Below are 25,742 nucleotides of genomic sequence, written 5' to 3' on the forward strand. Positions count from 1 at the left end.
AAAGCTTTGCCAGAATTGCCAGAAGTAGAAACTGTTCGCAAAGGGCTATTGCATTTAGTTAAGGGAAAAACGATTGAATCTGTCGAAGTTCGCTGGCCACGAATTATTGAATCGCCCGAGATAGAAACTTTCCAAAGAAATTTGGTTAATCAGACGATTGAAGATATTCAGCGTCGAGGGAAATTTTTAATTTTTAAATTCACGAATTTTGATATGATCTCACATTTGCGTATGGAAGGTAAATATGAATTTGACCCTGATATGCAAGATATGCTTGATAAGCATACACATGTCATCTTTAATTTTACGGACCATTCTCGCCTTTTTTATAATGATGTGCGTAAATTTGGACGAATGGTTTTGGTGCCTAAAGATGAGAGTAGCCAATACAAAGGAATTAAACAATTAGGTCCAGAACCTCAACCAGATGTCTTTTATTTGGAAACTTTTCAAGAAAAATTAAAACGATCGGCTAAAGCGATTAAGCCACTTTTATTAGATCAAAAACTAGTCACCGGTTTAGGAAATATTTATGTAGACGAAGCACTATGGGAAGCCCAAATACATCCTGAAACGCCAGCAAATGCATTAAACGAAAGTGAAACAACCCGCTTGCATCAAGCGATTATCGATGTCTTAGCTAGAGCTGTGGAAGCAGGGGGAACGACGATTCGTTCTTACGCTAACGCACTAGGAGAAGCAGGCACTTTTCAAGTATCACTAAATGCTTATGGGCAAACGGATTTACCTTGTCCACGTTGTCAAACACCGATTGTTAAAACAAAAGTCGCCCAACGTGGCACCCATTATTGTCCAACTTGTCAGAAGCGGAAAGGATGAGTGCTGATGGGCATGGTTTTAGGTCTTACAGGCGGTATTGCTACAGGAAAAAGTACCGTTGTGAACATCTTTCGTGCATATGGCTTTCCGATTGTGGATGGGGATGTGATTGCACGAGAGATTGTTGAACCCAAACAAGCAGGTCTACAAGCGATTGTCTCCGTCTTTGGAGAGGATATTTTGTTAGACAATGGTCAGTTAGACCGTAAAAAATTAGGTAATATTATTTTTTCTGATGAAGAAAAACGTCGCCAATTAGATGCGTTATTAGATCCTATTTTACGACAAACAATTACTCAACGTATCCGTGGATATCGAGAGGAACCCTTAGTAATTGCAGATATTCCGCTATTATTTGAAGCCCATTATGAAGATGAAATGGATCAGGTTGCCGTGGTTTATGTTCCTGAAGCTGTTCAATTAGAACGTTTAATAAGACGAGATGACTTAACAAAAGCACAGGCGTTGCAACGAATAGCTAGTCAACTATCAATTGAAGAGAAAAAGCAACGGGCGGATATTGTGTTTGATAACCAAAATTCACTGGAAGAAACAAAAAAGAAAGTTAAAAACTGGTTAAAAGCACAAAAATTTATTTAAAAAGATTAAAAACTCTAGAGTTTTCTAGAGTTTTTTCTTGTCTATTCTGTCAGAAGAACTGATAAACGTGTTATAATATAGAAAGAAATTTAATTTATTCATTCAGTAAATTTAAAATAAATAAAGATAAATGGGGTGGAAATATGCACTGTCCAAAATGTCATCATAATAATTCTCGTGTTATTGATAGCCGTCAAGCCGATGATGGTCGTGCGATTCGCCGTAGACGCGAATGTGAAAACTGCGGCTTTCGTTTTACAACGTTTGAACGATTAGAAGAAACACCTCTGTTAGTCATTAAGAAAAATGGCGCGCGTGAAGAATTTAATCGTGAAAAAGTATTACGTGGTTTAATTCGTTCTGCTGAAAAACGTCCAGTAGCGATGGAGCAAATGGAACAAATTGTCGATCATGTAGAAGCTAGAATTCGTGAGCGAGGCGAAAATGAAATACCTTCAACTTTAATTGGTGAGTATGTTATGGAAGAATTAGTCAATTTAGACGAGATTGCTTATATTCGCTTTGCAAGTGTCTATCGTCAATTTAAAGACATGTCGGTATTCTTAAAGGAACTACAAGACATTGTTGATAAAGCAAAAGAAGCAAATAAGTAATTTAAAGGAGGGGCTTTTGTGAAGACCGCTTGGGATGAAGTCCAACCAAATCATATTTATCAAGTGTTCAAGAGCCTGCCTTTAACAAAAGAAGGCAATGATGGTTTATTATACCTCTACCAACCAATTATTGGTGCACAAGCTTTGGCTCTGTATTATGCATTATTGGGTGATGAGGAAGATTCGTTTGAAAATGACTTTGCGCACATTGATATGTTACATGCATTAAATATCGGTTTGCCAGATTTTTTACATGCTCGTAAACAATTAGAAGGTATGGGATTGCTTTCTGTTTTTATGAAAGAAGATGTAGAGTTTGGTCGAATGTTTTTATATCGCTTAGAAGAACCATTACATCCAGAAGTGTTTTTTAAAGATGAAACATATAGTTTTTTGCTATGGAGTGCAATTGGGGAGCGAAAATTTAATCAAATGGTTGAACGTTTTAAGCCTAAAAAGCTCGATGTCTCTAACTATCAAGAAATTACGTGTCGCTTTAAAGATGTGTATGGCTCAATTAACGAAGAATCATTTATGCGCAAATCATCAAAATTAGAACAAGTGGCACAAGTCTATGATGTGAATAAAAACAATGGTATTCAGCTTGATGCTTCTCAAATTGATTGGGACTTTTTACTTAACTTAGCTGAGAAAAAATATATTTCACGTACAAACTTTACGACATCCTTTAATCATCAATTAGTTCTTTACCAAAATCTCTATGGCTTTGATGAGATGGAATTAGTTGACTTGATGACGGAAGCAGTATCTTTTATTGACGGTAAAGTGAATGAAAAAGAGCTTGCTAAGGTTGTAGCACGTCATACAAAGCAAATACCACAAAAAAAGACAGGGATTTATGTTTCAAAAGATGCTGAAACTCGTCGCTTCAATACATTGCGTCAGTCGGGATTTTCTGAACAAGATATCGGTTTAATTCAGATGAGTGAAGCGACAGCACCAGCTGATTTTTTACAAGCAATCAAGCAAGAAAAGCATAGTTTTGTAGCGGATTCAGAAAGCTGGTTGTTGAAATCATTGATTGAGAAAAGTCCGCTAGCCAATAGCGTCATCAATGTTTTGATGCATTATGTGCTAGTGGTACAAAACAATAGTTCATTACAAGCGAGCTTTGTTAATCGAATTGCAACCAATTGGTCCGAAATGGGAATTAAAAGTCCTGAAGAGGCAATTAAACATGTTCGACAACTGGTTAAAGAATCTAAAGAAGCCAAAGAAAAACGAGAAACCCAACGAACCAATTACCGCAAACCGATTCGTAAAGAAACATTACCTGACTGGGTTGATAATCCAGTTGAAGAAGTGGAAGATTCCGAAAAACAAGCAGCAATTAATCAACGATTGCAAGAATATTTACAACGCAAAGAAGGTGAAAAATGATGGAAGATGTAGGTAAAAACTTAAATCGTCTATTAGATCAAAAAAATTATCGGACACGCTTTGAAGAAATGATGCAAGAAGTTTTACAAGACGTCGATGTGCGTAATTTTTTAGATCTGCATAAAAATCGTTTAACCCAACAAGATATTGAGCGTAGTTATGCAAAACTTTATGAGTTTGTTCAAGAAAAACGTAAATTTGAGTTAAATGATCCAGCCCAAATTGCACCGGGATATGAGCCTCAGTTGATGTTAAATTTTCATTCAGTCGATGTGACGTATATCCCAACTGAAGAATTATTAGCTAGAAGACATCAAGAAGAAGTGCGTAACCGCGTGCAAGCGTTGAATATGCCAAAAGACATCCAAGAAGCTCGTATTGCTACCTATGAAGGAACTGCTGGACGTGGTGAAGCATTAATGGCAGCAATTGATTTTATTGAAGCGTACAAAGAAGAACCAAAAAATTTTCATAAGGGCTTGTACTTAGCCGGCAGTTTTGGTATTGGCAAAACCTATCTTCTAGGGGCAATTGCTCGTGATTTAGCAGAAGCAGGTTTTTCATCGACGCTGTTACATTTCCCTTCATTTGCTGTTGAAATGAAACAAGCAATTGGTAAAGATCAAGTCGCTGAAAAAATGGAAGCTATCAAAAAAGCGCCGATTTTAATGTTAGATGATATTGGTGCGGATGCCATGAGTAGCTGGATTCGGGATGAAGTATTTGGTGTGATTTTGCAATATCGGATGCAGGAACAACTCCCAACGTTTTTCACCTCTAACTTTACCATGTTAGAATTGGAAAAACATCTGTCTGTTACGCAACGTGGTGAAGAAGAACCATTAAAAGCTAAACGTATTATGGAACGTATTCGCTACTTGACCAAAGAGGTTAGCATGAGTGGGCGTAATCGACGAAATCAATAGAGGTGAAACCAAATGAAGAACTGGCTACTAGGTAGTCTTTTAGGATTAAGTTTAGTCTTTGTGGCAGGCTGTGGTACTCAAAATGCTACACCTGAAACAAAAGAAAGTACTGAGAGTAGTGAAATAATGGAATCACGAACTATTTTTACAGGAACATTGACAGAGCATCTTGAAGAATCAGCAATGGAAGATGACAGTGTCTTATTGTTTTTAGAAAATGTGGAATCAATTGAAGACCCTGAAAATATTGTTGACATTTTTATTCAGCATGGGGTCGGTATCAATGTGAAAACCAAAGATATTGCTTATTGGCGGGCGTGGCGCAAAGGAAGTAAAGTAGAAGTAACCTTAAAGGGACTTCCAGCAACCACAGCGTCAATTCCACCACAAGTTGCTGGAAATGCAATTGAAAATATTACCTTATTACCATAAATATTGAGTATTCTCTTGAATATGGTGTTGTGCCATTTTTAAGAGAATTTTTAGTGAGAAAAGAGGAATTTTAATGAACGAACAAGAATTATCACGACGCTTAGCACGTGTTGGTTCGCATGTTCCCCAAGATGCACGATTAGCAGATATTGGTTCAGATCATGCCTATCTACCCGTAGCGTTGATGTTAAAAAATAAAATTACATTCGCGGTAGCCGGTGAAGTTGTTAGGGGGCCTTTTCAATCAGCTGAAAAGCAAGTCCGTAAAAGTGGTTTAACAGATCGGATTGTTGTCCGTTTAGCTGATGGTTTAGAAGCGATTGAAGTGAATGATGAAATTAACGCAATCACCATTGCCGGTATGGGAGGGACATTAATTCGCTCAATTTTAGAAAGTGGTAAAAATAATGGTCGAATGAATGGTACTGAACGTCTCATCCTCCAACCAAATATCGGTGAGAAAACATTACGGGAATGGTTAGCACAAAATGACTATGCAATTATTGAAGAAGAAATTTTAGAAGAAAACAAAAAGACGTATGAAATTATTGTTGCCGAAAAACAGAAACCTACGACCTATACTGAGCAAGAATTATTTTTTGGTCCGAAATTATTAGAAGAAAAAAATGAGGTTTTCTTCCAAAAATGGCAACGTGAACTAACTGCTAAAGAACGTGTGTTAAGTCAATTAGAAAAAGCTGAAGAAAAACCTTTAGAAAAAGTTGAAGAAATAAAAATGCAACTTGCTTGGATTAAGGAGGTTTTGGCATGAGCCTTTCAGCCAAAGAATTTATTCATCGCTTTGAAGAATATTGTCCTTTATGGTTAGCAGAAGAAGGCGATCCAGTCGGTTTACATATTGGAACATTAGACCGTGAGATTCAACGTGTGATGATGACTTTAGATGTTCGTCCAGAAGTTGTGGAAGAAGCAATTGAAAAAAAAATTGACTTGATTATAGCTAAGCATCCGCCTATTTTTCGTCCTATTCAGCGTTTAACTGAAGATGATTTACAAACAAAGATGTATATTGATTTATTACGTCATAACATTTCTGTTTATGCCGCACATACAAACATGGATATCATCGAAGACGGACTAAATGATTGGTTTTGCGAAATGTTGGGTATTCAAGTGACAAATTATTTGAAAAAAACACATGAGATTCACTTTAAAAAATTAGCTGTGTATGTTCCTGTTGAAGCAAGTGCAGCGATGCGTCAAGCGTTAGGTGATGCCGGTGCAGGAACACAAGGGAATTACCATCATACGAGTTATTCGTTGATTGGTACGGGACGTTTTACGCCAACCGAGGCAGCCAATCCAGCGATTGGTTCAGCAAATAAAGCAGAGCAAGTACAAGAAGCCCGAATTGAAGTACTTTACCCTGAGACAATTCAACAACAAGTATTAGCAGCGATGTTTTCTGTTCACCCTTACGAAGAGCCTGCCTATGATATTTTAACGTTGGACAATCCACCACAAACATTTGGATTAGGTCGTGTGGGGAAATTAGCCCAGCCAATGTCGATTGATGCCTTTACACAAAAAGTGAAAGAAGTTTTTCAATTAGATGGTTTGCGGTTGATTGAACCACAGCAACCGAAAAAAATGATTCAAACAATTGCCATTTGTGGTGGTTCAGGTGGTAATTTTTATGGAGATGCATTAAAAGCTGGCGCAGACGTCTATATTACAGGCGATGTTTATTATCATACAGCGCATGATATGCAAACAAATGGGTTGACAGTTATCGATCCTGGTCATAACATTGAAGTTGTCTGTGTACCAAAATTCATAGAAAAAATGGAAGAATGGAAAAAAGAACAGCAATGGGATATCGAATTTATCCCATCTGAAACAAATACCAATCCTTTCCAATTTAGATAAGAGGAGTAATGTCAGATGTACGAAAATTTATTACCACGTTTTTTACGTTATGTAACAACAGAAACACGTTCAAATCCAGAAAGCACTACAACACCTTCAACGCAAACGCAAGTTGCTTTTGCGCATACATTGAAAAATGAGTTAGAAGAATTAGGTTTATTTGATGTCCATTACAATGAAAAAAATGGGTTTGTCCTAGCAACTTTACCAGCAAATACCGATAAAGAAGTGCCAGCAATTGGATTTATCGCACATATGGATACAGCTGATTTTAATGCGGTCAATGTCAATCCACAACTTATAGAAAATTATGACGGTGTGTCTGATATTCCATTGGATAAAGATGGGAAATATGTCTTAACTACCGCAGATTTTCCTAATTTAAAGAATTACACGGGTCAAACATTAATCACTACAGATGGTTCTACCTTGTTAGGTGCAGATGATAAAGCAGGGATAGCAGAAATTATGACAGCAATGGAAATTTTGTTAGCTAATCCATCAATTCCACATGGTGAAATTAAAGTGGCATTCGGTCCTGATGAAGAAATCGGGGTTGGCGCTGATAAGTTTGATGTAGAAGATTTCAACGTTCAATTTGCCTATACGATGGACGGAGGTCCAGTAGGTGAATTACAATACGAAACGTTCAATGCAGCACAAGCAGATATTACTTTTTATGGTAAGAATGTTCATCCTGGTACAGCAAAAGATACCATGATTAATGCACTACAATTAGCAATCGATTTTCAAAATCAATTGCCTGCGGACGAAGTTCCTGAAAAAACAGATGGCTATGAGGGATTCTTCCATTTAATGGGATTATCTGGTTCTGTAGAAGAAGCGAAAATGAGCTACATTATTCGTGACCATAACCGCGAAAAATTTGAAGCACGTAAAAATCTAATTACAGAAATTCAAGAAAAAATGAACCATCCGTTCGATCAAGAACGTGTTGCTGTTCATATGTATGACCAATACTACAACATGAAAGAAGTCATTGAAAAAGATATGAGTATCATTGATGTTGCTGAGCAAGCGATGCATGAATTAGCAATCCAACCAATTATTGAACCAGTACGTGGTGGAACAGATGGCTCAAAAATTTCCTATATGGGAATTCCAACACCAAATATTTTTGCAGGTGGCGAAAATATGCATGGTCGTTTTGAATACGTTTCTTTACAAGCGATGGAAAAAGCAACAGACGTTATTGTCAAAATCGCTGAATTAGTTGCAAAATAACAAAAAAGATAGTAAAGTCGAATTGAACTTTACTATCTTTTTTAGGGGTGAGTAAGATGAAAATCATGGTCATTTATAATGATACGTCTGGTAAAAACGAAGGTGAGCAAATTGCTAATAACTTCAAAAACTTTGTGAAAAATAACAAAGATGTTAAAAAAATTATTTTTCAAGTCACAAATCCAGATGTTGATGAAAAGAAAATTCTTCAAAGTGCAAAAGATCATCAAATCGACACCCTTGTAGTTATTGGCGGCGATGGCACTGTCCATCATGTGGTTCGCATGTTCCAAGAAACGATTGACCAATATCAAGTCGGCTTGATTCCAGGTGGAACAGTTAATAATTTAGCTCGTGTATTAGCTATTCCGTTAGAACAAGATGAGGCTTTTAATGTAATAATTAATCAACACACACGTAAAATCGATTATGCAAAGGTGAACGATGATGTGATGATTTCGACTATGACAGTTGGTATTTTAGCAGATACTGCATCGAAAGTTAGTCAAGAAGAAAAGCAAAAATATGGTCCATTGGCATTTACAAAACGTTTTTTCCGTATCTTATTCAAGCGCCGAAAATATCCACTTTCTATTCAAACAGAAGATGATTTTTGGCAAGGAAAGGCGCATTTAGTGACAATTACTATGACAAATTCAGTTGGTGGATTTACTCAATTTGATGCATCTGCCACACCAGATGATGGACAAATGCATGTGACGATTATTCCGAAATTGCAATTTTTCCGTTTTATTTATAATATTCCACGTATTTTTAAAGGAGAATTTCATAAAATTCCAGGAGTAACTTATTTTTCAGCCAAAGAAGCCACACTAACACCGTTGACTGATGAGAAAAAAATTGTTACTCGAACCGATGGAGACCCAACAGATGATTTACCTGTTCACTTACAAGCGATTCATCAAAAATTAGCAGTGTTTACACCTTCAACAAAATAAAGGAAAAGCAGACGATGAGAATTGTCTGCTTTTCTATTGATAAATTCTCATTGTAAGTTATCCTATAGGTATGGAGGTTTATATGTCAGAAATAATTCAAAATCCGGTATGGATGTATTTGATACTGGTCAATGTGTATGTATTTTGTTTAATGGGCTACGATAAGCAGCAAGCAAAAAAAAGACGATGGCGTGTACCAGAAGCAAATCTTTTGTTTTTTGGGATTATTGGTGGAGGTCTAGGTGGTCTACTTGCACGCGCTTTTTTCCATCATAAGACGCGTAAACCTAAATTTTTAGTTTGCTTTCTAGTTGGTGTCGTTTTTGATGGATTATTGCTCTTTTTTAGTTAGGAGAATGAAATGAAAATAAATGCAAAAGCTAAATTTATCTTAAATATTTTAGCGTTATTACTGATTTTTGGAATCATGTTTTATTTAATTAAAAATTCTTTATCCGACATACTTGCGGAATTAAAAGAAACAACGATTATTGTTTTAGTGGGTGTCGTTTTTTTAGGAATTGCCTATCAATTTTTTGAAGGTTGGTCTATTCGTTCAATTGTGACCGGCTTCTCTAAGAAATTTCGTATTTTTGATGGAATGCTAACGGCTTTTTATGTGGCTTTTTATCGGGTGATTACATTTGGCATGGGGACGTTAATCTCAGAAATTAATTTTTATAATCGTAAAGGATTAAAAGTTTCGCAAGGGATGGGTGTTGCAGCGCTACATATGATTATGTATAAAGGTGCTATTCTAACCTATGCTATCTTTGCATTAATTATCCAATTTTCTCTGTTTTATGAACATGCGCCTAAAATGATTCCATTGATTTTATTGGGCATGGTCATGACAGGTGTGATTATCTCATTCTTTTTAGTTATCTCAATAAGTTTAAAATTACAAGTTGGTTTTGTCATGTTGTGTCATCGTTTCTTAAAGACAAAAAAAATGCGTGATTTTGTTGATCGGTGCAATATTCAAATCTATTCTTTGCGAGAAACTGTTTCTTCTGTTTTAAAAGATCGAACAGCCCTTGTTAAAATTTATTTGTTAAATTTATTGAAATTGAGCATGTGGTATCTCATTCCGTATGTTTGTTTAGTAGACAATCATCCAGATATTGACTTTTTATTAGTCTTTTCCTTGATTAGTTTCACCCTCGTTTTGGCGGGTGTTTTGCCTTCTCCTGCGGGTATCGGAGCATTTGAATTTGTCTATCTCTTTTTATTTAGTCCATTAGTAGGAACCGTGGATGCCGTATCATCTATGTTGTTATATCGCTTTGCATCGTATGTCTTACCATTTTTACTTGGATTTGTTGGTGTATTAGTCGATCGTAAAAATGCTATTTCAAATGAATTAGAAGAATTGAAGGCAGAGAGAAGTGAATAGCGGATGAATGTTGAAGTAGATGAATTATCTGCTTACGTAGAGGACTTACCAGAACTAGCGATTCATTCAAAAGAAATTAAAGAATTAACAGAGACGTTGTTTTTGGTAAGTGACACAGAAATAGAAAAGGTTCAAAAAGCATTTGTTTTTGTTCGAGATAAAATTGCCCATTCTTGGGATGTTCAACAAAATGAAGTCACTAAAACTTCGCTAGAGGTATTACATGCTGGTCATGGAATTTGCTATGCAAAGGCTAATTTATTAGCAGCTATTTTACGGAATGAAACGATTCCCACAGGATTTTGTTACCAACGTTTATTGCTAATGGATAAAGAAACAGGCAAATATTGCATTCATGCGCTTAATGCAGTCTATCTACACTCCAAAAAAAGATGGGTAAAATTAGATGCGCGTGGAAATAAAGAAGGGATTCAGGCAGATTTTGATGGGAAAGTAGAAAAATTGGCGTTTGTTCCTAATTCGGAAGAGGATGAATACACGTATCCAACTATTTATGTGAAACCAAACAGTCAAACGATGATCACTCTGTCTGAAGCTACGAATGCTTGCGAGATGTATTTGAAGGATTTACCTGAAATTATTTAAAATAATTGCCACAACATCCAATTTTTGTTAGGCTTAAATTGAGAAAACCAAAGGGAGTGACGAATATGAAGAAAAAAGATGATGTAAATTATACAGCTCTTGGTGTCGCATTAGGTCCCGCTTTTGGTGTCGTATTTGGTTTATTATTTGATAATTTAGCTCTAGGTATTGCTTTAGGGGTGGCACTTGGCGTTGCCATTGGTGCTGGATTAGATAGTCAGAAAAAGAAAGAGAAGTAAAATGATTTGATAGAAAGCTATTATAGCTTTCTATCTTTTTTTGTATTTAGTTTACATGAGGTTCTATTTTAGTTTACAAATTAAACTAAAATGTATAAATTATAAATAAAGGAGGATTCGATAGGTGACTAACTTATACTTTATAGATAAATTTCGTGGGTTTAACCGATTTTATGCAAATTTATTAGGGAAATTTGATTTTAAATTTTATGGTAAATTATTTACAATTGGTGAAGCAAACGTAATCGCTGAAATTTATAATAATCATGCATTAAGCGCTAAAGATATTAGTGAAAACTTAATGATGAATAAAGGGCAACTAAGTAAAATGTTAAATAAATTTGAAAAAAATGGTCTCGTAGTACGTGTACCAGATAATAATGATAAACGTTCTTTTATTTTATCTCTTACTGAAAAAGGGACACAGATGTATTTAGAACAAACTGAAATTGTGCGTCTAGGATTGAGAGAAGAGTTACTTCCGTATTCTAAACAAGAAATGCAACGATTAGATTGTGCGATGACTATTTTTAAAAATACTTATGAAAAAAACAATCACATCGCAATTGATGAAGGAACCACTCAAGATATTGGTTTTATTGCAGACTTGCATAGTAGATTGTATACAGAGCTAGGGTATCATTATGCCATTCAAACGCATATTTTAACTTCTTTGATACGTTATACGGAGAAACCTCGGTCGGGAAAAATCTGGATTGCGAAAGTCAACGGTATTCGTGTAGGATCGATTGGAATTGTTGAAAATGAGAAAAATAAGTGGGAAATTCATTGGTTTGCTGTAGATTCAAATTATCAGCATTTAGGTTTAGGTAAGCAATTATTAGATACGCTTATGCAATTTATTACAGAAAAACAAGTGCAACACGTTTATTTATGGACGATTAATGAATTAACACAAGCTAGAAATCTATATGCAAGAAGTGGGTTTACTTTAACTGAAGCAGTTCCGACTACCAAATGGAAGAACAAAGAATTAATGGATGAAAAATGGGTATGGCAACATATTTAATAAAAAAGGTGGAAAAAAGATGCAGGTTATTCGTTATAAAGAAAAATATAAACAAGACTTTATTGATTTGAACAAGCGTTGGATTGATAAATTTTTTAAAATCGAACCACATGATTTAGAACAATTAGAAAATGTGGAAACTTATATAGAGCAAGGTGGAATGATTTTTTTCGCGATAGAGGATGATCATGTTTTATCAACGTGTATGGTGACTGAACTGCAACCGAAAGTATGGGAAATTTGTAAATTTGCTACAAACGAAAAATTCCAAGGAAGAGGCGCAGGGAAGATAGTATTTACTGAGGCAATAAATTATGTAAAAGAGCAAGGTGCGAAAAAAATTGTTATCTATTCCAATAAAAATTTGAAAACAGCATTGCATATTTATCAATTGTTTGGCTTTAATGAAGTGCCTGTCGATATAGATGATTATGAACGTTGTGATTATCAAGCAGAATTGTTGTTAAATGAATAAGCTAAATGAATATCTCCTTACTCTAATTAAAGGATTAGATTTTGACAGTATCCTTTTGCATAAGGCTTTAGATAAAAATAAGAAACAACAAGGAAGTTAATTCTTGTATCTTTTGAACGTATAAAAAATTCCTCACCTATCCAAACAGGCGAGGAATTTTTTTAATCTAACAAAGCTAAAATATCCTCTTTGATTTCTGCAGGTTCAACAGTTGGGGAGTAGCGATGTACGACTTGTCCTTTGGTATCGACTAAAAATTTTGTGAAATTCCAATTAATTGCATCAATTTCTGCATCGGGATGAACAGTGTGCATTTTCTCAGCGAAAGCTTGAGCCTCTTTTCCTTCATCTGTCGGTTTATTTTTTCGTAACCATTGATATAAAGGAATGGCTTGTGGACCATTGACATCAATTTTTTCAAATCGTGGGAAGGTAGTGCCATAATTCAGTGAACAGAATTGATTGATTTCTTCACTTGTTCCTGGTGCTTGTTCCATAAATTGATTGCATGGGAAATCAAGAATTTCAAATGGTTGTTCAGCGAGTTCGCTGTATAATTTTTCTAAGGCTTCGTATTGCTTCGTGAACCCACATTTTGTTGCAGTATTCACGATAAGTAGAACTTTTTCTTGATAGTTATTTAATGAAAAATCATTATTTGATTGATCGCTTACTGTGAAATCGTAAATTGTTGTCATAGTATTTCCTCCTTTTGTTTATTCTACTGCAAACGATTTATTTATGCGAATGTTTGATTAGGATTGTCTTGTATTTTGATAAGAGAAGTAGCAATTTTGGTTGTATAGTAAGTGATGTGATAAAATTAATTAAAACGTTTTCGATTTTGGTTTTCAAAGGAGAGAAGGTCTATGAAAAAAATTAATCATCTGTTACAACTCGGTTCGATTTTATTAATGATTGGTTCAATTATTCTATTTGTTATGGTATCGAAATCTGTAAAACAAGTGGGTACAACTAATTTTGACCTTGCAAAGTGGCAAGATGCAGATCTTTTTGTACTAAAATTAGGGTTTAATTGCTTAGTTGCTAGTTTTGCTTTAAGTGTTTCCTCCCTTTTTTTCAGCGTAAAATGGTTAACTAAAAAAGAGAAATAACAGACGAACACCAGTCATCTTGATTCCAAAAGATGGCTGGTGTTCTATTATTGAGACAATAGTTATTCTATGGTAGACTTTGAAAGAAATAAAAATGCAAGGAGATGTCTACTTGGTTTTAGATATTTTAAGTTTATTTATCACCGTATTAGTATCGATTTATTTAGCGCTATTGGTTTCTGTGCTATTGTTAATGTTGTTTTTTCATTTGAAAAGAATGATATTGCAAATGGATGAAGGAAAATGGATTGCCTATTTTAACACAATTAAAGCAAAAGGATTATTTCTGCGAATGCTGTTTTGTTTTTTTATAGCTTTGTTGCTAATTGCTGCCTTTAATACATATGTGTTTTGGCAAGGAAATCTGATGTACGGAGGACTCCTAATTGCCTGTGGTATCTTTCATATTTCATTTAAACTCTATACAAAAAAAGCCGAATATATCGATAAGATGAAAAATCAATTTCCTAAATAGTCAAGAGGTGCAAGATGTTACGTAAAATTGAACGAAAAGACGTTTTGGCTTTGCAACAGTTGAATGCAATGGAATTAGGTTATGCTGTTTCTTTAGAGCTAACAGAAACTATAAATTACAAAAACTAATGAAAGAGAAGCATCATCATTTTTTGCGTGTATATGAAGACGTTAAAACGAAACAAGTAGTTGGTTATGTTCATGCAGAAATCTATGATAATTTATATTCTGAAACAATGTTTAACGTTATGGGATTAGCTGTTTTAGAAACTCACCAACAGCAAGGAATTGGGAAGCAGTTAATGGATGAAGTAGAACTCGAAGCAAAACGACGGAATTATTTGGCTATACGTTTAAATTCTGGTGAAAATCGAAGCAATGCACACCCATTTTATAAAAAATGGGATACCAAGTGAATAAGATGCAAAAACGTTTTATCAAATTTTGTTAACTATACTGTTAGAAAGCTTAGACGATAGCTGTGTCTAAGCTTTTTATTACGTTTTATAATCAGTCAAAAAACTTTTGACTTTTAAGGGTTATTTTTTGACCTTTACTGACCATAGTCGTATAATAATTCTTGTAAGACAATAAGTCTTAGTCAAATGATGGGAGGAAATGTTATGAATATAGAGAAAATGACGACGACGCTTCAAGGAGCAATTGCCGAAGCACAACAAATTGCAGTGACTCGTCATCATCAAGAAATCGATATAGCCCATTTATGGAAAATCTTTTTACAACCAAATCATTTTGCAAGAAATTTTTATACAGATGCTGGGATTGACGTGGATGCTTTTGAAACAGAAGTTGATCGTGCGTTAGATGAATATCCAAGTATTGAAGGTGGAAATGTTCAATATGGGCAAAGTATGAGCCAAAATTTATACAATTTATTAAATGAAGCGGATAAATTAAGAGAATCTTTTCAAGATGAATTTTTATCAACTGAAATTGTATTACTTGCTTTAATGAAGTTAAAAAATTATCGACTAACAAAATATTTAACCAAACAAGGAATCAATGAAAAAGAATTACGTAAAAATATAGAAGATATGCGAGGAGGGGATCGAGTGACCTCACAAAATCAGGAAGAGCAATACAAAGCATTAGAAAAATATGGTGTTGACTTAGTGCAACAAGTGAAAAATGGCAAGATGGATCCGATTATTGGACGTGATGAAGAAATTCGCGATGTTATTCGTATTTTGTCACGTAAAACAAAAAATAATCCAGTATTAATTGGTGAACCAGGTGTTGGTAAGACGGCCATTGTTGAAGGACTAGCCCAACGTATCGTTCGTAAAGATGTTCCTGAAAACTTAAAAGATAAAACCATTTTCTCATTAGATATGGGAGCATTGATTGCTGGTGCAAAATTCCGTGGTGAATTTGAAGAACGATTAAAAGCTGTTTTACAAGAAGTGAAAAAATCAGATGGTCGCATTATTTTATTCATCGATGAAATTCATAATATTGTGGGTGCTGGTAAAACAGAAGGCAGTATGGATGCTGGCAACTTATTAAAACCTATGTTGGCGCGTGGCGAATTGCATACAATTGGCGCCACTACACTAGATGAATATCGTCAATATATGGAAAAAGACAAAGCCTTAGAACGTCGTTTCCAAAAAGTGTTGGTAAAAGAACCAACTGTTGAGGATACCATTTCTATTTTACGCGGACTAAAAGAACGTTTTGAAATCCATCATAGTGTAAATATTCATGACAATGCGTTAGTCGCTGCGGCAACACTATCCGATCGTTATATTACAGACCGCTTTTTACCAGATAAAGCGATTGATTTAGTAGATGAGGCTTGTGCAACCATTCGTGTGGAAATGAATTCTATGCCAACTGAATTAGACCAAGTGACTCGTCGTTTAATGCAATTAGAAATTGAAGAGGCCGCTCTAAAAAAAGAAACAGACGATGCATCGAAAAAACGTTTAGCTTCTCTCCAAGAAGAATTAGCAGAATTACGTGAAGAAGTTAATGCGATGAAGATGCAATGGGAAACTGAGAAAGAAGAAGTCAATGAAATTTCTAATAAACGTGCTGAAATTGATCGAGCTAAGCACGAATTAGAAGATGCTGAAAATAATTATGACTTAGAACGTGCCGCTGTTTTACGTCATGGAACTATCCCACAATTAGAACGTGAATTAAAAGAATTAGAAAACAAAGATGCTAGCGATCATTTACGCATGGTACAAGAATCAGTGACAGAAAATGAAATTGCAACAGTTGTTGGTCGTCTAACCGGTATTCCTGTAACTAAATTAGTTGAAGGTGAACGCGAGAAATTAATGAAATTAAATGAAACACTTCATCGCCGTGTCATTGGACAAGACGAAGCAGTGAATGCGGTCAGTGATGCGGTTATTCGTTCGCGAGCTGGCTTGCAAGATCCAAATCGTCCATTAGGTTCATTCTTATTCTTGGGACCAACAGGTGTTGGTAAAACGGAATTAGCAAAAGCTTTAGCCGAAAACCTATTTGATTCAGAAGATCATATGGTACGTATTGATATGAGTGAGTACATGGAAAAACATTCTGTGTCTCGTTTAGTCGGAGCGCCTCCAGGTTATGTGGGATTTGAAGAAGGCGGTCAATTAACTGAAGCCGTCCGTCGTAATCCATACACAATTATTTTGTTAGATGAAATTGAAAAAGCCCATCCAGATGTATTTAATATCTTATTACAAGTGTTGGATGATGGTCGTTTGACAGATTCGAAAGGTCGCGTAGTTGATTTTAAAAATACGGTGTTAATTATGACAAGTAATATCGGTTCCCAACTATTACTTGAAGGTGTAACAGCCGATGGAACAATTCCAGAAGCTGTTGAAGAACAAGTAATGGCCATTCTAAAAGGACACTTTAAACCAGAGTTCTTAAATCGAATTGATGATACCATCTTATTTACACCATTAAGTCTTGAAAATGTGAAAGGCATCGTTGATAAGGTAGTTGTCCAATTAGCTAAACGCTTAGTTAATCAAGAAATTTACTTGAGTATTTCTAATGATGCAAAATCTTGGATTGCAGAACAAGCCTATGAGCCAGCTTATGGTGCGCGTCCCTTACGCCGATTTATTACACGCGAAGTCGAAACGCCTCTCGCTAAAGAGATTGTTTCTGGACGTGTGTTACCAAAAACAAACGTCACAATTAGCTTGTTAGATAACCAATTAGTATTCCAAAATGAACCAATCGAAGAATAAAAAATAGACTGAGATTCTTTTTTAGAGTCTCAGTCTATTTTTTACGAATGATAATAAAATGAAAACAAAATCATTAAGGATTGATTAGGGTTGAAAACATTGATATACTTAGATTTGTTTGTTGTTTTATAGAAAAAAGTAGTAGTGGATAAAAAAATAATGGGTCAAAATACGAACGTTCGTTAAAAATAGATATGTTTTTTATGTTTTTTTATTGAAAGCCAGGAACTCATCCCGTATAATCTCTCTGTGCTTAAAACAAAGAGGAGTGTAACAATGAAAAAAAATATTCCATATATGATTTTATTACCAGGAATTATCCTTCTAGTATTTTTCTTAATGGTTCCATTGATTGCGAGTATCTTTCCTACTTTTCTTCCTAAAAATGGAGGTATTGGTAATTACATCGCTTTCTTTCAAGATGAATATAACCGTGGGATTTTTTGGAGAACAATTCGCGTGTCAGGAATTGTGACGATTATTTCGTTAATTTTAGGAATACCAACTGCTTATTTTATTGCTGGTTTACAGAAAAAATGGCGCGGCATTTTAATGGCAATGACTTTGTTTCCTTTATTGACAAACTCGGTTATTCGAAGTTTTGCGTGGATTAACATTTTAGGAAAAAATGGTGTTATTAATAATTTTTTACTGTCAGTAGGTATAATTGACCAACCCCTAAGTTTACTTTACACGGAATTTGCGATTATCATTGGTTCTGTGTATCTATTTTTACCAACTATGATTATGACACTAGTCGGCGTAATGGAAAATATTGAAGGAGAAATGTTGGAAGCTGCAGAAACATTGGGTGCTTCACCATTTATCGCTTTTATCAAAATTGTCTTGCCATTATCCATTCCAGGTGCCATTGTTGGGAGTATTTTAGTATTTACCGGAACACTAACAGCATATACTACACCACAATTGCTTGGTGGAAATCAAAAAATGTTATTAGCGACGTTCCTTTACCAAAAAGCGTCAACGCTAGGTGATTGGAATGCAGTTGCTATTATTGCTTTGATTATGATTGTTACAACGCTAATCGTAATGAAAGGTTTAAATGTAATTGCTAGTCGAATGGATAGGAGAGAAATGAATCATGCGTAAACAAAAAGGAATGACGATTATTGCAATATTAGTATTTGCCTTTTTATTTCTACCCTTGTTGCTAATCGTTGTGACATCGTTTGGAACAGCTGCGGCGATTCAATTTCCTATCAAAGGATTTACATTGGATTGGTATGGCAATGCACTGCGCTCAGAAACTATGCTAGAGAGTTTTAAATTAAGTTTAATTGTTGGCTTACTTGCAACTATTTTGGCGTTATTAGTCGGTGTTCCTGCTTCTTATGCATTAGCGAGATACACAGTGAAAGGCAAAAATTTGATTAAGAGTTTCTTCTTATCACCTACTGTTATTCCAGGAATTGTTGTCGGCTATACGCTTTTCCAATTTATTGTTGTTGCACTAGGTTTGCCAGTATTTCAAGGGCTATTGATTGGACACTTTTTAATTAGTTTACCTTATATTATTCGTGTCGTAGGTTCAAGTATGGATCAATTGGACTATTCGATGGAAGAAGTTGCTTGGACATTAGGATGTACACGTTTTAGAGCATTTATGCAAATTGTGCTACCAAATGTTTCTTCAGGAATTTTCGCTGCATTCATGTTGGCATTTGTTAACTCATTTAACAATGTTCCTGTATCGATGTTTTTATCTGGTCCAGGAGTGACAATGTTACCAACATCTTTATTAAGTTATATGGAATACAACTACGATCCAACCGTTTCGGCAATTTCAGTGATGTTGATGTTATTGACAATCGGCTTGATGTATCTGATTGAAAAAACGTTAGGCTTAGCGTCTATTGCGTAAAGGAGAGAAAAACGTGTCATTTGTTGAACTAAAAGACATCCGTGTGAGTTATGACGGAAAACAAAATATTTTAGAAGAAATGAATATTTCGATGGAAAAAGGCGAACTTGTTTCTTTATTAGGTCCGAGTGGTTGTGGTAAAACGACAACTTTACGAGTGATTGCAGGTTTAATCAAACCGAATGATGGCGAGTTTATTTTAGATAATGAAAATCTAACAAAAATTCCTGTTCATAAACGTAATTTTGGAATGGTTTTTCAAAGTTATGCATTATTTCCTCATTTAACAATTGCTGAAAATGTTGGTTTCGGTTTAAAATTACGCAAAGAAAGCAAAGAAGTAATCGCAAAACGTGTTGCTGAAATGTTAGCAATCTGTGGTTTAGAAAACCTAGGTGATCGTTATCCTAAACAATTATCTGGTGGTCAACGCCAACGTGTTGCTTTAGCACGTGCGTTAATTATTGAACCAAAATTATTATTATTGGATGAACCATTATCGAATTTGGATGCTAAATTGCGCGTAGCTATGCGTATTGAGATCAAACGAATTCAACAACAGTTAGGAATTACAACTGTATTTGTTACTCATGACCAAGAAGAATGTTTCTCGATTTCCGATAAAGTAGCGATTATGAATAACGGAGTAATTGAGCAATATGATACACCTGAAAACATTTATCGCTTACCAAGAACCCAATTTGTCGCTCAATTTATTGGATTTGAAAATTTCTTTGATGTAACTAAAACGGCAGCTGGTTATCAGACAAAAAATAATACTATTCTTTCTTCAACGATTTCAACTGCAACAGCTGAAAAAGCAGTTGCAACCATTCGTCCCGAAGATATCCAAATCGTCAATGCTGGTGCAGTAAAAGGAACCGTTGTTGTCCGTACATTTTTAGGCAAAAGCCACCAATATGAAGTAGCAACGGAATTAGGTACGTTGTTAGTGAATGGTAGCGATCAACAAGTTTACCAAACTGGTGAAGAAATTCAATTAAACTTCCCAGCTGAAAAATTAGTTATTTTAGAAAGGTGAGAACACAATGAAAAAGTATATGTTCGGTTTATTATTGGTGTCGGGATTAATTTTAGGAGCTTGTGGTAATAGTGAAGCAACCAAAACAGAAGAAACAAAGGGTGGAGAAAGCTCAGGAAGCAACGCATTAGTTGTTTCAACATTTGGTTTAAGTGAAGATATTGTGAAGCAAGATATCATGGCACCATTTGAAAAAGCAAATGATGCAAAGATTACATTAGAAGTTGGAAACAGTGCGGATCGTTTTACAAAATTGAAAAATAATCCAAATGCAGGTGTTGATGTAATTGAGTTAGCACAAAACAACTCAACAGAAGGTAATCAAGACGATATGTTTTTAGAAATTACTGAAGCAGACGTACCAAACTTAGCAAATTTAACAGATAGTGCAAAAGAAGTTTTTGAAAGTGGTTCAGGGGTACCGATTGCTGTTAACAGTATTGGTATTGTCTACGATAAAGAAAAAGTTGGACATGAAATTACTAGTTGGGAAGATTTATGGAGTGAAGACTTAAAAGGTCAAATTTCAATTCCAGATATTACTGTAACAGCTGGTCCATTAATGTTATATGTAGCAAGTGATTATGCAAAACAAGATATCACTGCAGACAATGGTGAAAAAGCTTTTGAAGCATTAAAAGAATTAAAACCAAATGTAGTTAAAACTTATTCAAAATCATCTGATTTAGCGAATATGTTCCAATCAGGCGAAATTTCAGTTGCTGTAGTGGCAGACTTTGCTGTTGATATTATTAAAGGTGCAGCAGAAGATGTCACATATGTTGTCCCTGAATCAGGCACATATGCTAACTTTAATACAGTAAATATTCCAAAAGACACAAAAAACAAAGAATTAGCTTTAAAATTTGTTGACCACCGCATCAGCGAAGAGTCTCAAAAAGCTAAAGCTTTATCTTTAAATGAAGGTCCAGTGAACAAAGATGTTGAATTGACTGATGAAGAAGCAGAAAATAAAACATATGGTGCTGTTGCTGACCGTGCGCAACCAGTAGATTTCAAACTAATTAATGAAAATATGAGTTCTTGGGTAGACCAATGGAACCGTACAATGAATAATTAAAAGAGGGATACAATGAACGCAGATGTGATTATTAAAAATGCTTGGGTCTTTCAAACACCGACTCGAAGCTTTGTGAAACAAAATGTTGCCATCAAAGGGAACAAATTTTATTATATCAGTGCTGCCGACATAGACGATCTTTCTGCAAAAACGATTGAAGCCGAGAATCAATATCTGATTCCCGGCTTAATTGATATTCACATGCATATTGAAAGTTCTATGACGACACCAACGATTTTTTCTGAAACAGTTTTGCGGTATGGTGTGACAACGATTGTAGCAGATGCGCATGAAATGGCGAATGTTTTTGGATTAGAAGGTCTTAAGGAATTTATGGCTGCCAAAACTACTTTGGATATTTTTCATGCGATTCCATCTTCAGTTCCATCAACTACACCGGAATTAGAAACAACAGGTGGCATTATTGGCTTACCTGAAGTGGAGCAATTACTGCAAGATCCACGAGTAATTTGTTTAGGTGAAGCGATGAATTTCAAAGGAATTGCTTATGAACCCGATTCCTTGATTGCTCAAATTATTGATTTATGCAAAGGAATGCGCCCAACGATGCCGATGGAAGGACATATTCCTAAAATTTATGATCGAGAGTTAGCCGATTTCTTATATAGTGGGATTTCATCTGATCATACCCACCAGTTTCCTGAACATCTACTAGACAAAATTCAAGCAGGATTGTTTATCCAATTTCAAAATAAATCCATTACACCAGAAAATATGGCAGTCATTCGCGACAATAATTTATATGATTTTGCTTGCTTAATTACAGATGATGTAATGGCAGACGATCTGTTACAAGGGCACTTAAATGAGAATTTAAAAAAAGCTGTCTCTGCTGGATTACCCATAGAACAGGCGATTTATATGACAACATACACACCTGCTCGTCGCATGAGTTTATTAGACCGAGGAATGATTGCTCCTGGTCGAGTGGCGGATTTTATTTTATTAGATAACTTGGAAGATTTCTCGATTGCTCAAGTTTATAAAGACGGTCAAAAAGTTTTTGAAAAAGGCGAACCATTTGTTTATCCGCAAGTCATAGAAGAATTTCCACAAGCATACCAGCAAAGTGTTAAATGTCGTCTATTAACAGCGGATGATTTAGTCTTAAAAGTTGAAACAGACAAGGTACAAGTTCGTTGTAATGTCATTCAAAAGCAAGTCATCGGAACTTTTACGGAAAGAGTTACAAAAGAAATTGCTGTTGTAGAAGGAATATTACAAACAGAAAGCGAAAACCTTGGTCATCTACTTGTGATGGAACGCTATGGTAAAAATGGCAACATTGCTCATGCTTTAATGGAGCAACCTTTAAAGCATAAAGGAGCCATTGCTACAACATGGGCGCATGACCATCATAATTTAATGGTGATGGGGAATGATTCAACATCTATTTTAGTCGCGCAACAAGCTTTGTTAGCACTACAAGGTGGTTATGTAGTTGTCCATGATGGCAAAGTAGTAGCGACTTGTCCGTTGCCAATTGGTGGTATTTTATCGCAAGCACCTGTTGAAGAACTCGGTGCTGATTTACAACAAGTTCGGTTGGCAATGCAGCAACTCGGTTATGAAAATATGAATGAAATTATGTCTTTCTCCACATTATCATTACCTGTTTCACCGGCGATTAAAGTAACAGATAAAGGCATGATGGATACTAAATCACAAACGTTTTATCCATTGGTTTTCCCAGAGGATGGTGTTTTACATGCGACAACTCATTAAAAATGTTCATGTGTTAACGATTGATGACCAAATGACCGAGTTTCCAGAAGGTTATGTTTTAATTGAAGAGGATACAATTCAAGAAATCGGTGCGATGGATGCAAAATTGCCATCTGCAGATAGGGTCATTGATGGCAAAAATGGCATTTTAATACCAGGCATGATAAATGCGCATACGCACGTAGGAATGATACCGTTTCGTTCTTTAGGAGATGATGTACCTGATCGTTTACGCCGATTTTTATTTCCCTTAGAACAAGTTATGACGAAAGAATTAGCACAAGCTTCGGCGGAATATGCTGTCGCTGAAATGTTATTAAGCGGTGTGACAAGTTTTTGTGATATGTATTATTTTGAAGATGCTATTGCTGAATCTGTCGAAAAAATGGGCGCTCGAGCGATTCTAGGTGAAACAATTATTGATATGCCAACTTGCGATTTTGCCACGCCTGAGGAAGCCCTCAAGTGGTGTGAAACCTTTATAGAGAAATGGCAAGGGCATCCATTAATTACGCCAGCCATTGCGCCTCATGCAACCAATACCAATACACCGGAAGTATTAGCACAAATTGTAGCTATCGCCCAACACTATGGTAGTCCCATTACAATGCATGTAGCCGAAATGACCTATGAAATGGAAGAATTTGCACAAAGGTACCAGCAAACACCGATTGCTTTTTTAAATGAATTAGGTTATTTTGAACAACAATTTATTATAGCGCATGGTATTTTTACACAAGCGAGTGACTTTGATTTGTTGCAAAGCAAAGCGCAGGCCGTTAAAGTAGCTCATTGTATTGGTGCCAATACAAAATCAGCAAAAGGTGTAGCACCAGTCAAAGATATGCTGAAAAATCACTGGCACGTTGGCTTAGGAACGGATGGTCCAAGTAGTGGCAATACCTTAGATTTATTTACCCAGATGCGAATGTTTGCTAATTTTCATAAAACGCATGAACATGATCGAGGATTATTCCCAGCTAACGAGATTGTTACCTTAGCAACAAAAGGTGGCGCACAAGTCTTAGGATTAGATCATTTGGTGGGGTCAATTGAAGTTGGAAAGAAAGCTGATTTAACATTAATTGAAACAGAATCAGTTAATATGTTTCCTATTTTTGATGCCTATTCAGCCTTGGTTTATTCTGCAAATGCAAGCAATGTCTCAGATGTTTGGGTTAACGGTTGTCAACTAGTCAAAGAGAAGCAATTAGTCGCGCAACAAGTCTCTGATTTGCGCCAACAGTTGGTAGAAAATATGACAGAATTTGTGAAAGAAGCCAAACGTCGTTCAGAAGAAATATAAAAGAAACAACACCGCAAACTTATTCAGATTGCGGTGTTGTTTCTTTTATGGAATCGTCAAGCCAATTGGTCACGATAATTTTTAAGATAGCAGCGATTGGTACAGCAAGGAACATTCCTAAAATCCCTAAGTAGGCACCACCAATAGTAATTGAAATAATGATGATAATCGGATTTAGATTTAATGCACCACTCATAATACGAGGACCGATAATATTTCCATCAATTTGTTGCAAGACAATCAAAGCAAATAATACCGATACCGCATGACTCAATCCACCCGTAAAGAAGGTGATAATTGCTGTAACTACAGACGCAAAGATTGAACCAAAATAAGGAATCATATTACAAATCCCTAATAGCAAACCTAGCGTAATGGCAAATTTGACATTCATCAATAAAAGGACAATTGACGCAGAAACACCAACAATACAAGCGTCAATAAACTGAGAACTAATGAATTTATAAAAAATTTGGTTGGTAGTTTGTATCCAACGTCGACTACTATTAAAGACAGTTTCTGACATGATTTTACTAGATAATTTACCAATAAAATCTAAAATTGAGTCTTTAAACAACAACGTATAGATTGAAATAATGACAGATAAAAAGAAATTAATGACTAACGAAGACAAGCCTTTGGTGAATGCACCTAAAGAAGTTAAGGCTTGCGTCCACTGAAGTAACAATTTATCAGGAGAATAATCCGCTGTTAAATTAGTCAATAACTCTTCTAAACGAATAAATTCAATGACACCTTGGTCTTCTAAATTTGTAGCCAAATCAATTAAATAATTATAAAACGTTGGCAATAACGTCAATAAATCAATCACATTATTGATAATCAATGGTACAAGATAATTTAATGCAATAAAAATTAAATAGATTGCACAGAGATATAAAATCAAGATACTAATACCACGACTTCTTTTTTTGATAAAGGGATGTCTAATTTTTTGACACAATTTCTCAATTCTATTTTGTGCTCCGTTGAGTAAATAAGCAAGGATAAAACCCATGATAAAAGGGGATAGAATATGGAAAAAGTTACGCAACGCATTGACTATAATCTGATAATTAGAGATGAATTTATATCCTAAGATAACGGCCATCAGAAATAAAAACCGAATAATCCAATAATTCCAATCAATTTTGATTTTTCTCAATCAACAACACCTCAATTTCATTGTTTCATTTTCTTTTATTCTAACATAAAT

At 35.3% G+C, this 25,742-nt stretch carries 28 protein-coding genes; 26 read left to right on the top strand and 2 right to left on the bottom strand.

Translation table 11 applies throughout. The annotated features are described in order from the left end of the window. The first annotated feature begins 6 nt into the window (after positions 1 to 6). The 16 genes from mutM (at position 7) to DOK78_RS08295 (ending at position 12,653) form a co-directional block, all read left to right on the top strand. Positions 7 to 840: a DNA-formamidopyrimidine glycosylase gene (mutM, locus tag DOK78_RS08220; RefSeq protein WP_207940810.1), complete on the top strand. Its 834-nt coding sequence runs from the start codon at positions 7 to 9 to the stop codon at positions 838 to 840. Positions 841 to 846: 6 nt separating this feature from the next. Then, positions 847 to 1,440, top strand: coding sequence for a dephospho-CoA kinase (coaE, locus tag DOK78_RS08225; RefSeq protein WP_207940809.1), 594 nt, complete (start codon positions 847 to 849; stop codon positions 1,438 to 1,440). A 143-nt stretch (positions 1,441 to 1,583) separates the two neighbouring features. Next, positions 1,584 to 2,054, top strand: a complete 471-nt coding sequence (nrdR, locus tag DOK78_RS08230) for a transcriptional regulator NrdR (RefSeq protein WP_207940808.1) — start codon at positions 1,584 to 1,586, stop codon at positions 2,052 to 2,054. 18 nt (positions 2,055 to 2,072) lie between these two features. Continuing rightward, entirely contained in the window at positions 2,073 to 3,455 is a 1,383-nt protein-coding gene (locus DOK78_RS08235) for a DnaD domain protein (RefSeq protein WP_207940807.1), read from the top strand. Then, positions 3,455 to 4,381 (top strand): primosomal protein DnaI, encoded by a 927-nt coding sequence (dnaI, locus tag DOK78_RS08240; RefSeq protein ID WP_207941461.1) that lies wholly within the window; start codon positions 3,455 to 3,457, stop codon positions 4,379 to 4,381. The genes DOK78_RS08235 and dnaI overlap by 1 nt, the downstream gene beginning before the upstream one ends. 12 nt (positions 4,382 to 4,393) lie before the next feature. After that, positions 4,394 to 4,813: a hypothetical protein gene (locus DOK78_RS08245; protein WP_207940806.1), complete on the top strand. Its 420-nt coding sequence runs from the start codon at positions 4,394 to 4,396 to the stop codon at positions 4,811 to 4,813. Between the two features lie 73 nt (positions 4,814 to 4,886). After that, the gene (locus DOK78_RS08250) at positions 4,887 to 5,585 is read left to right on the top strand and encodes a tRNA (adenine(22)-N(1))-methyltransferase (RefSeq protein WP_207940805.1); all 699 of its coding nucleotides are present in this window, start codon (positions 4,887 to 4,889) and stop codon (positions 5,583 to 5,585) included. Next, complete coding sequence (locus DOK78_RS08255; RefSeq protein WP_207940804.1) at positions 5,582 to 6,703, top strand: Nif3-like dinuclear metal center hexameric protein; 1,122 nt, start codon at positions 5,582 to 5,584, stop codon at positions 6,701 to 6,703. Before DOK78_RS08250 ends, DOK78_RS08255 begins: the two co-directional genes overlap by 4 nt. Before the next feature lie 15 nt (positions 6,704 to 6,718). Next, complete coding sequence (pepT, locus tag DOK78_RS08260) at positions 6,719 to 7,948, top strand: peptidase T (RefSeq protein WP_207940803.1); 1,230 nt, start codon at positions 6,719 to 6,721, stop codon at positions 7,946 to 7,948. A gap of 56 nt (positions 7,949 to 8,004) precedes the next feature. Then, positions 8,005 to 8,907, top strand: a complete 903-nt coding sequence (locus tag DOK78_RS08265) for a diacylglycerol/lipid kinase family protein (RefSeq protein ID WP_207940802.1) — start codon at positions 8,005 to 8,007, stop codon at positions 8,905 to 8,907. Between the two features lie 82 nt (positions 8,908 to 8,989). Then, on the top strand, positions 8,990 to 9,259 hold the full coding sequence (locus tag DOK78_RS08270) for a DUF1294 domain-containing protein (protein ID WP_207940801.1): 270 nt from the start codon (positions 8,990 to 8,992) through the stop codon (positions 9,257 to 9,259). Positions 9,260 to 9,268: 9 nt separating this feature from the next. Beyond that, complete coding sequence (locus tag DOK78_RS08275) at positions 9,269 to 10,303, top strand: lysylphosphatidylglycerol synthase transmembrane domain-containing protein (protein ID WP_207940800.1); 1,035 nt, start codon at positions 9,269 to 9,271, stop codon at positions 10,301 to 10,303. 3 nt (positions 10,304 to 10,306) lie between these two features. Next, entirely contained in the window at positions 10,307 to 10,909 is a 603-nt protein-coding gene (locus DOK78_RS08280; RefSeq protein WP_207940799.1) for a transglutaminase-like domain-containing protein, read from the top strand. 65 nt (positions 10,910 to 10,974) lie between these two features. Continuing rightward, positions 10,975 to 11,148, top strand: a complete 174-nt coding sequence (locus DOK78_RS08285; RefSeq protein ID WP_207940798.1) for a glycine zipper family protein — start codon at positions 10,975 to 10,977, stop codon at positions 11,146 to 11,148. Between the two features lie 124 nt (positions 11,149 to 11,272). After that, the gene (locus tag DOK78_RS08290; RefSeq protein ID WP_207940797.1) at positions 11,273 to 12,178 is read left to right on the top strand and encodes a GNAT family N-acetyltransferase; all 906 of its coding nucleotides are present in this window, start codon (positions 11,273 to 11,275) and stop codon (positions 12,176 to 12,178) included. Further along, the gene (locus DOK78_RS08295) at positions 12,150 to 12,653 is read left to right on the top strand and encodes a GNAT family N-acetyltransferase (RefSeq protein WP_243430505.1); all 504 of its coding nucleotides are present in this window, start codon (positions 12,150 to 12,152) and stop codon (positions 12,651 to 12,653) included. Before DOK78_RS08290 ends, DOK78_RS08295 begins: the two co-directional genes overlap by 29 nt. 161 nt (positions 12,654 to 12,814) lie before the next feature. Here DOK78_RS08295 and DOK78_RS08300 read toward each other — a convergent pair whose 3' ends face one another. Further along, the gene (locus DOK78_RS08300) at positions 12,815 to 13,351 is read right to left on the bottom strand and encodes a glutathione peroxidase (protein WP_207940796.1); all 537 of its coding nucleotides are present in this window, start codon (positions 13,349 to 13,351) and stop codon (positions 12,815 to 12,817) included. Positions 13,352 to 13,522: 171 nt separating this feature from the next. Here DOK78_RS08300 and DOK78_RS08305 point away from each other — a divergent pair, with 171 nt between their 5' ends. The 10 genes from DOK78_RS08305 (at position 13,523) to DOK78_RS08350 (ending at position 24,526) form a co-directional block, all read left to right on the top strand. Beyond that, positions 13,523 to 13,768, top strand: a complete 246-nt coding sequence (locus DOK78_RS08305; protein ID WP_207940795.1) for a hypothetical protein — start codon at positions 13,523 to 13,525, stop codon at positions 13,766 to 13,768. 112 nt (positions 13,769 to 13,880) lie between these two features. Then, positions 13,881 to 14,243, top strand: coding sequence for a hypothetical protein (locus tag DOK78_RS08310; protein ID WP_207940794.1), 363 nt, complete (start codon positions 13,881 to 13,883; stop codon positions 14,241 to 14,243). Positions 14,244 to 14,394: 151 nt separating this feature from the next. Continuing rightward, positions 14,395 to 14,658: a GNAT family N-acetyltransferase gene (locus DOK78_RS08315; protein ID WP_243430502.1), complete on the top strand. Its 264-nt coding sequence runs from the start codon at positions 14,395 to 14,397 to the stop codon at positions 14,656 to 14,658. A 207-nt stretch (positions 14,659 to 14,865) separates the two neighbouring features. Continuing rightward, complete coding sequence (clpB, locus tag DOK78_RS08320; RefSeq protein ID WP_207940793.1) at positions 14,866 to 17,469, top strand: ATP-dependent chaperone ClpB; 2,604 nt, start codon at positions 14,866 to 14,868, stop codon at positions 17,467 to 17,469. A 276-nt stretch (positions 17,470 to 17,745) separates the two neighbouring features. Further along, positions 17,746 to 18,579: an ABC transporter permease gene (locus DOK78_RS08325; protein WP_207940792.1), complete on the top strand. Its 834-nt coding sequence runs from the start codon at positions 17,746 to 17,748 to the stop codon at positions 18,577 to 18,579. Continuing rightward, entirely contained in the window at positions 18,572 to 19,351 is a 780-nt protein-coding gene (locus DOK78_RS08330) for an ABC transporter permease (RefSeq protein ID WP_207940791.1), read from the top strand. Before DOK78_RS08325 ends, DOK78_RS08330 begins: the two co-directional genes overlap by 8 nt. 13 nt (positions 19,352 to 19,364) lie before the next feature. Then, positions 19,365 to 20,393 (top strand): ATP-binding cassette domain-containing protein, encoded by a 1,029-nt coding sequence (locus tag DOK78_RS08335; RefSeq protein ID WP_207940790.1) that lies wholly within the window; start codon positions 19,365 to 19,367, stop codon positions 20,391 to 20,393. Positions 20,394 to 20,400: 7 nt separating this feature from the next. After that, the gene (locus DOK78_RS08340) at positions 20,401 to 21,474 is read left to right on the top strand and encodes an ABC transporter substrate-binding protein (protein ID WP_207940789.1); all 1,074 of its coding nucleotides are present in this window, start codon (positions 20,401 to 20,403) and stop codon (positions 21,472 to 21,474) included. A gap of 12 nt (positions 21,475 to 21,486) precedes the next feature. Further along, positions 21,487 to 23,220 carry an adenine deaminase C-terminal domain-containing protein gene (locus DOK78_RS08345; RefSeq protein WP_207940788.1) on the top strand — a complete coding sequence of 578 codons (1,734 nt, stop codon included), beginning with the start codon at positions 21,487 to 21,489 and terminating at the stop codon, positions 23,218 to 23,220. After that, positions 23,204 to 24,526 (top strand): amidohydrolase, encoded by a 1,323-nt coding sequence (locus tag DOK78_RS08350; protein WP_207940787.1) that lies wholly within the window; start codon positions 23,204 to 23,206, stop codon positions 24,524 to 24,526. Before DOK78_RS08345 ends, DOK78_RS08350 begins: the two co-directional genes overlap by 17 nt. A 19-nt stretch (positions 24,527 to 24,545) precedes the next feature. On the opposite strand, the gene DOK78_RS08355 is transcribed toward DOK78_RS08350, so the two are convergent. Continuing rightward, on the bottom strand, positions 24,546 to 25,691 hold the full coding sequence (locus DOK78_RS08355; RefSeq protein WP_243430501.1) for an AI-2E family transporter: 1,146 nt from the start codon (positions 25,689 to 25,691) through the stop codon (positions 24,546 to 24,548). Positions 25,692 to 25,742 lie beyond the last annotated feature (51 nt).

It is taken from the genome of Enterococcus sp. DIV2402 (genome assembly GCF_017426705.2).
Taxonomy (GTDB): Bacteria; Bacillota; Bacilli; order Lactobacillales; family Enterococcaceae; genus Enterococcus_F; species Enterococcus_F lowellii.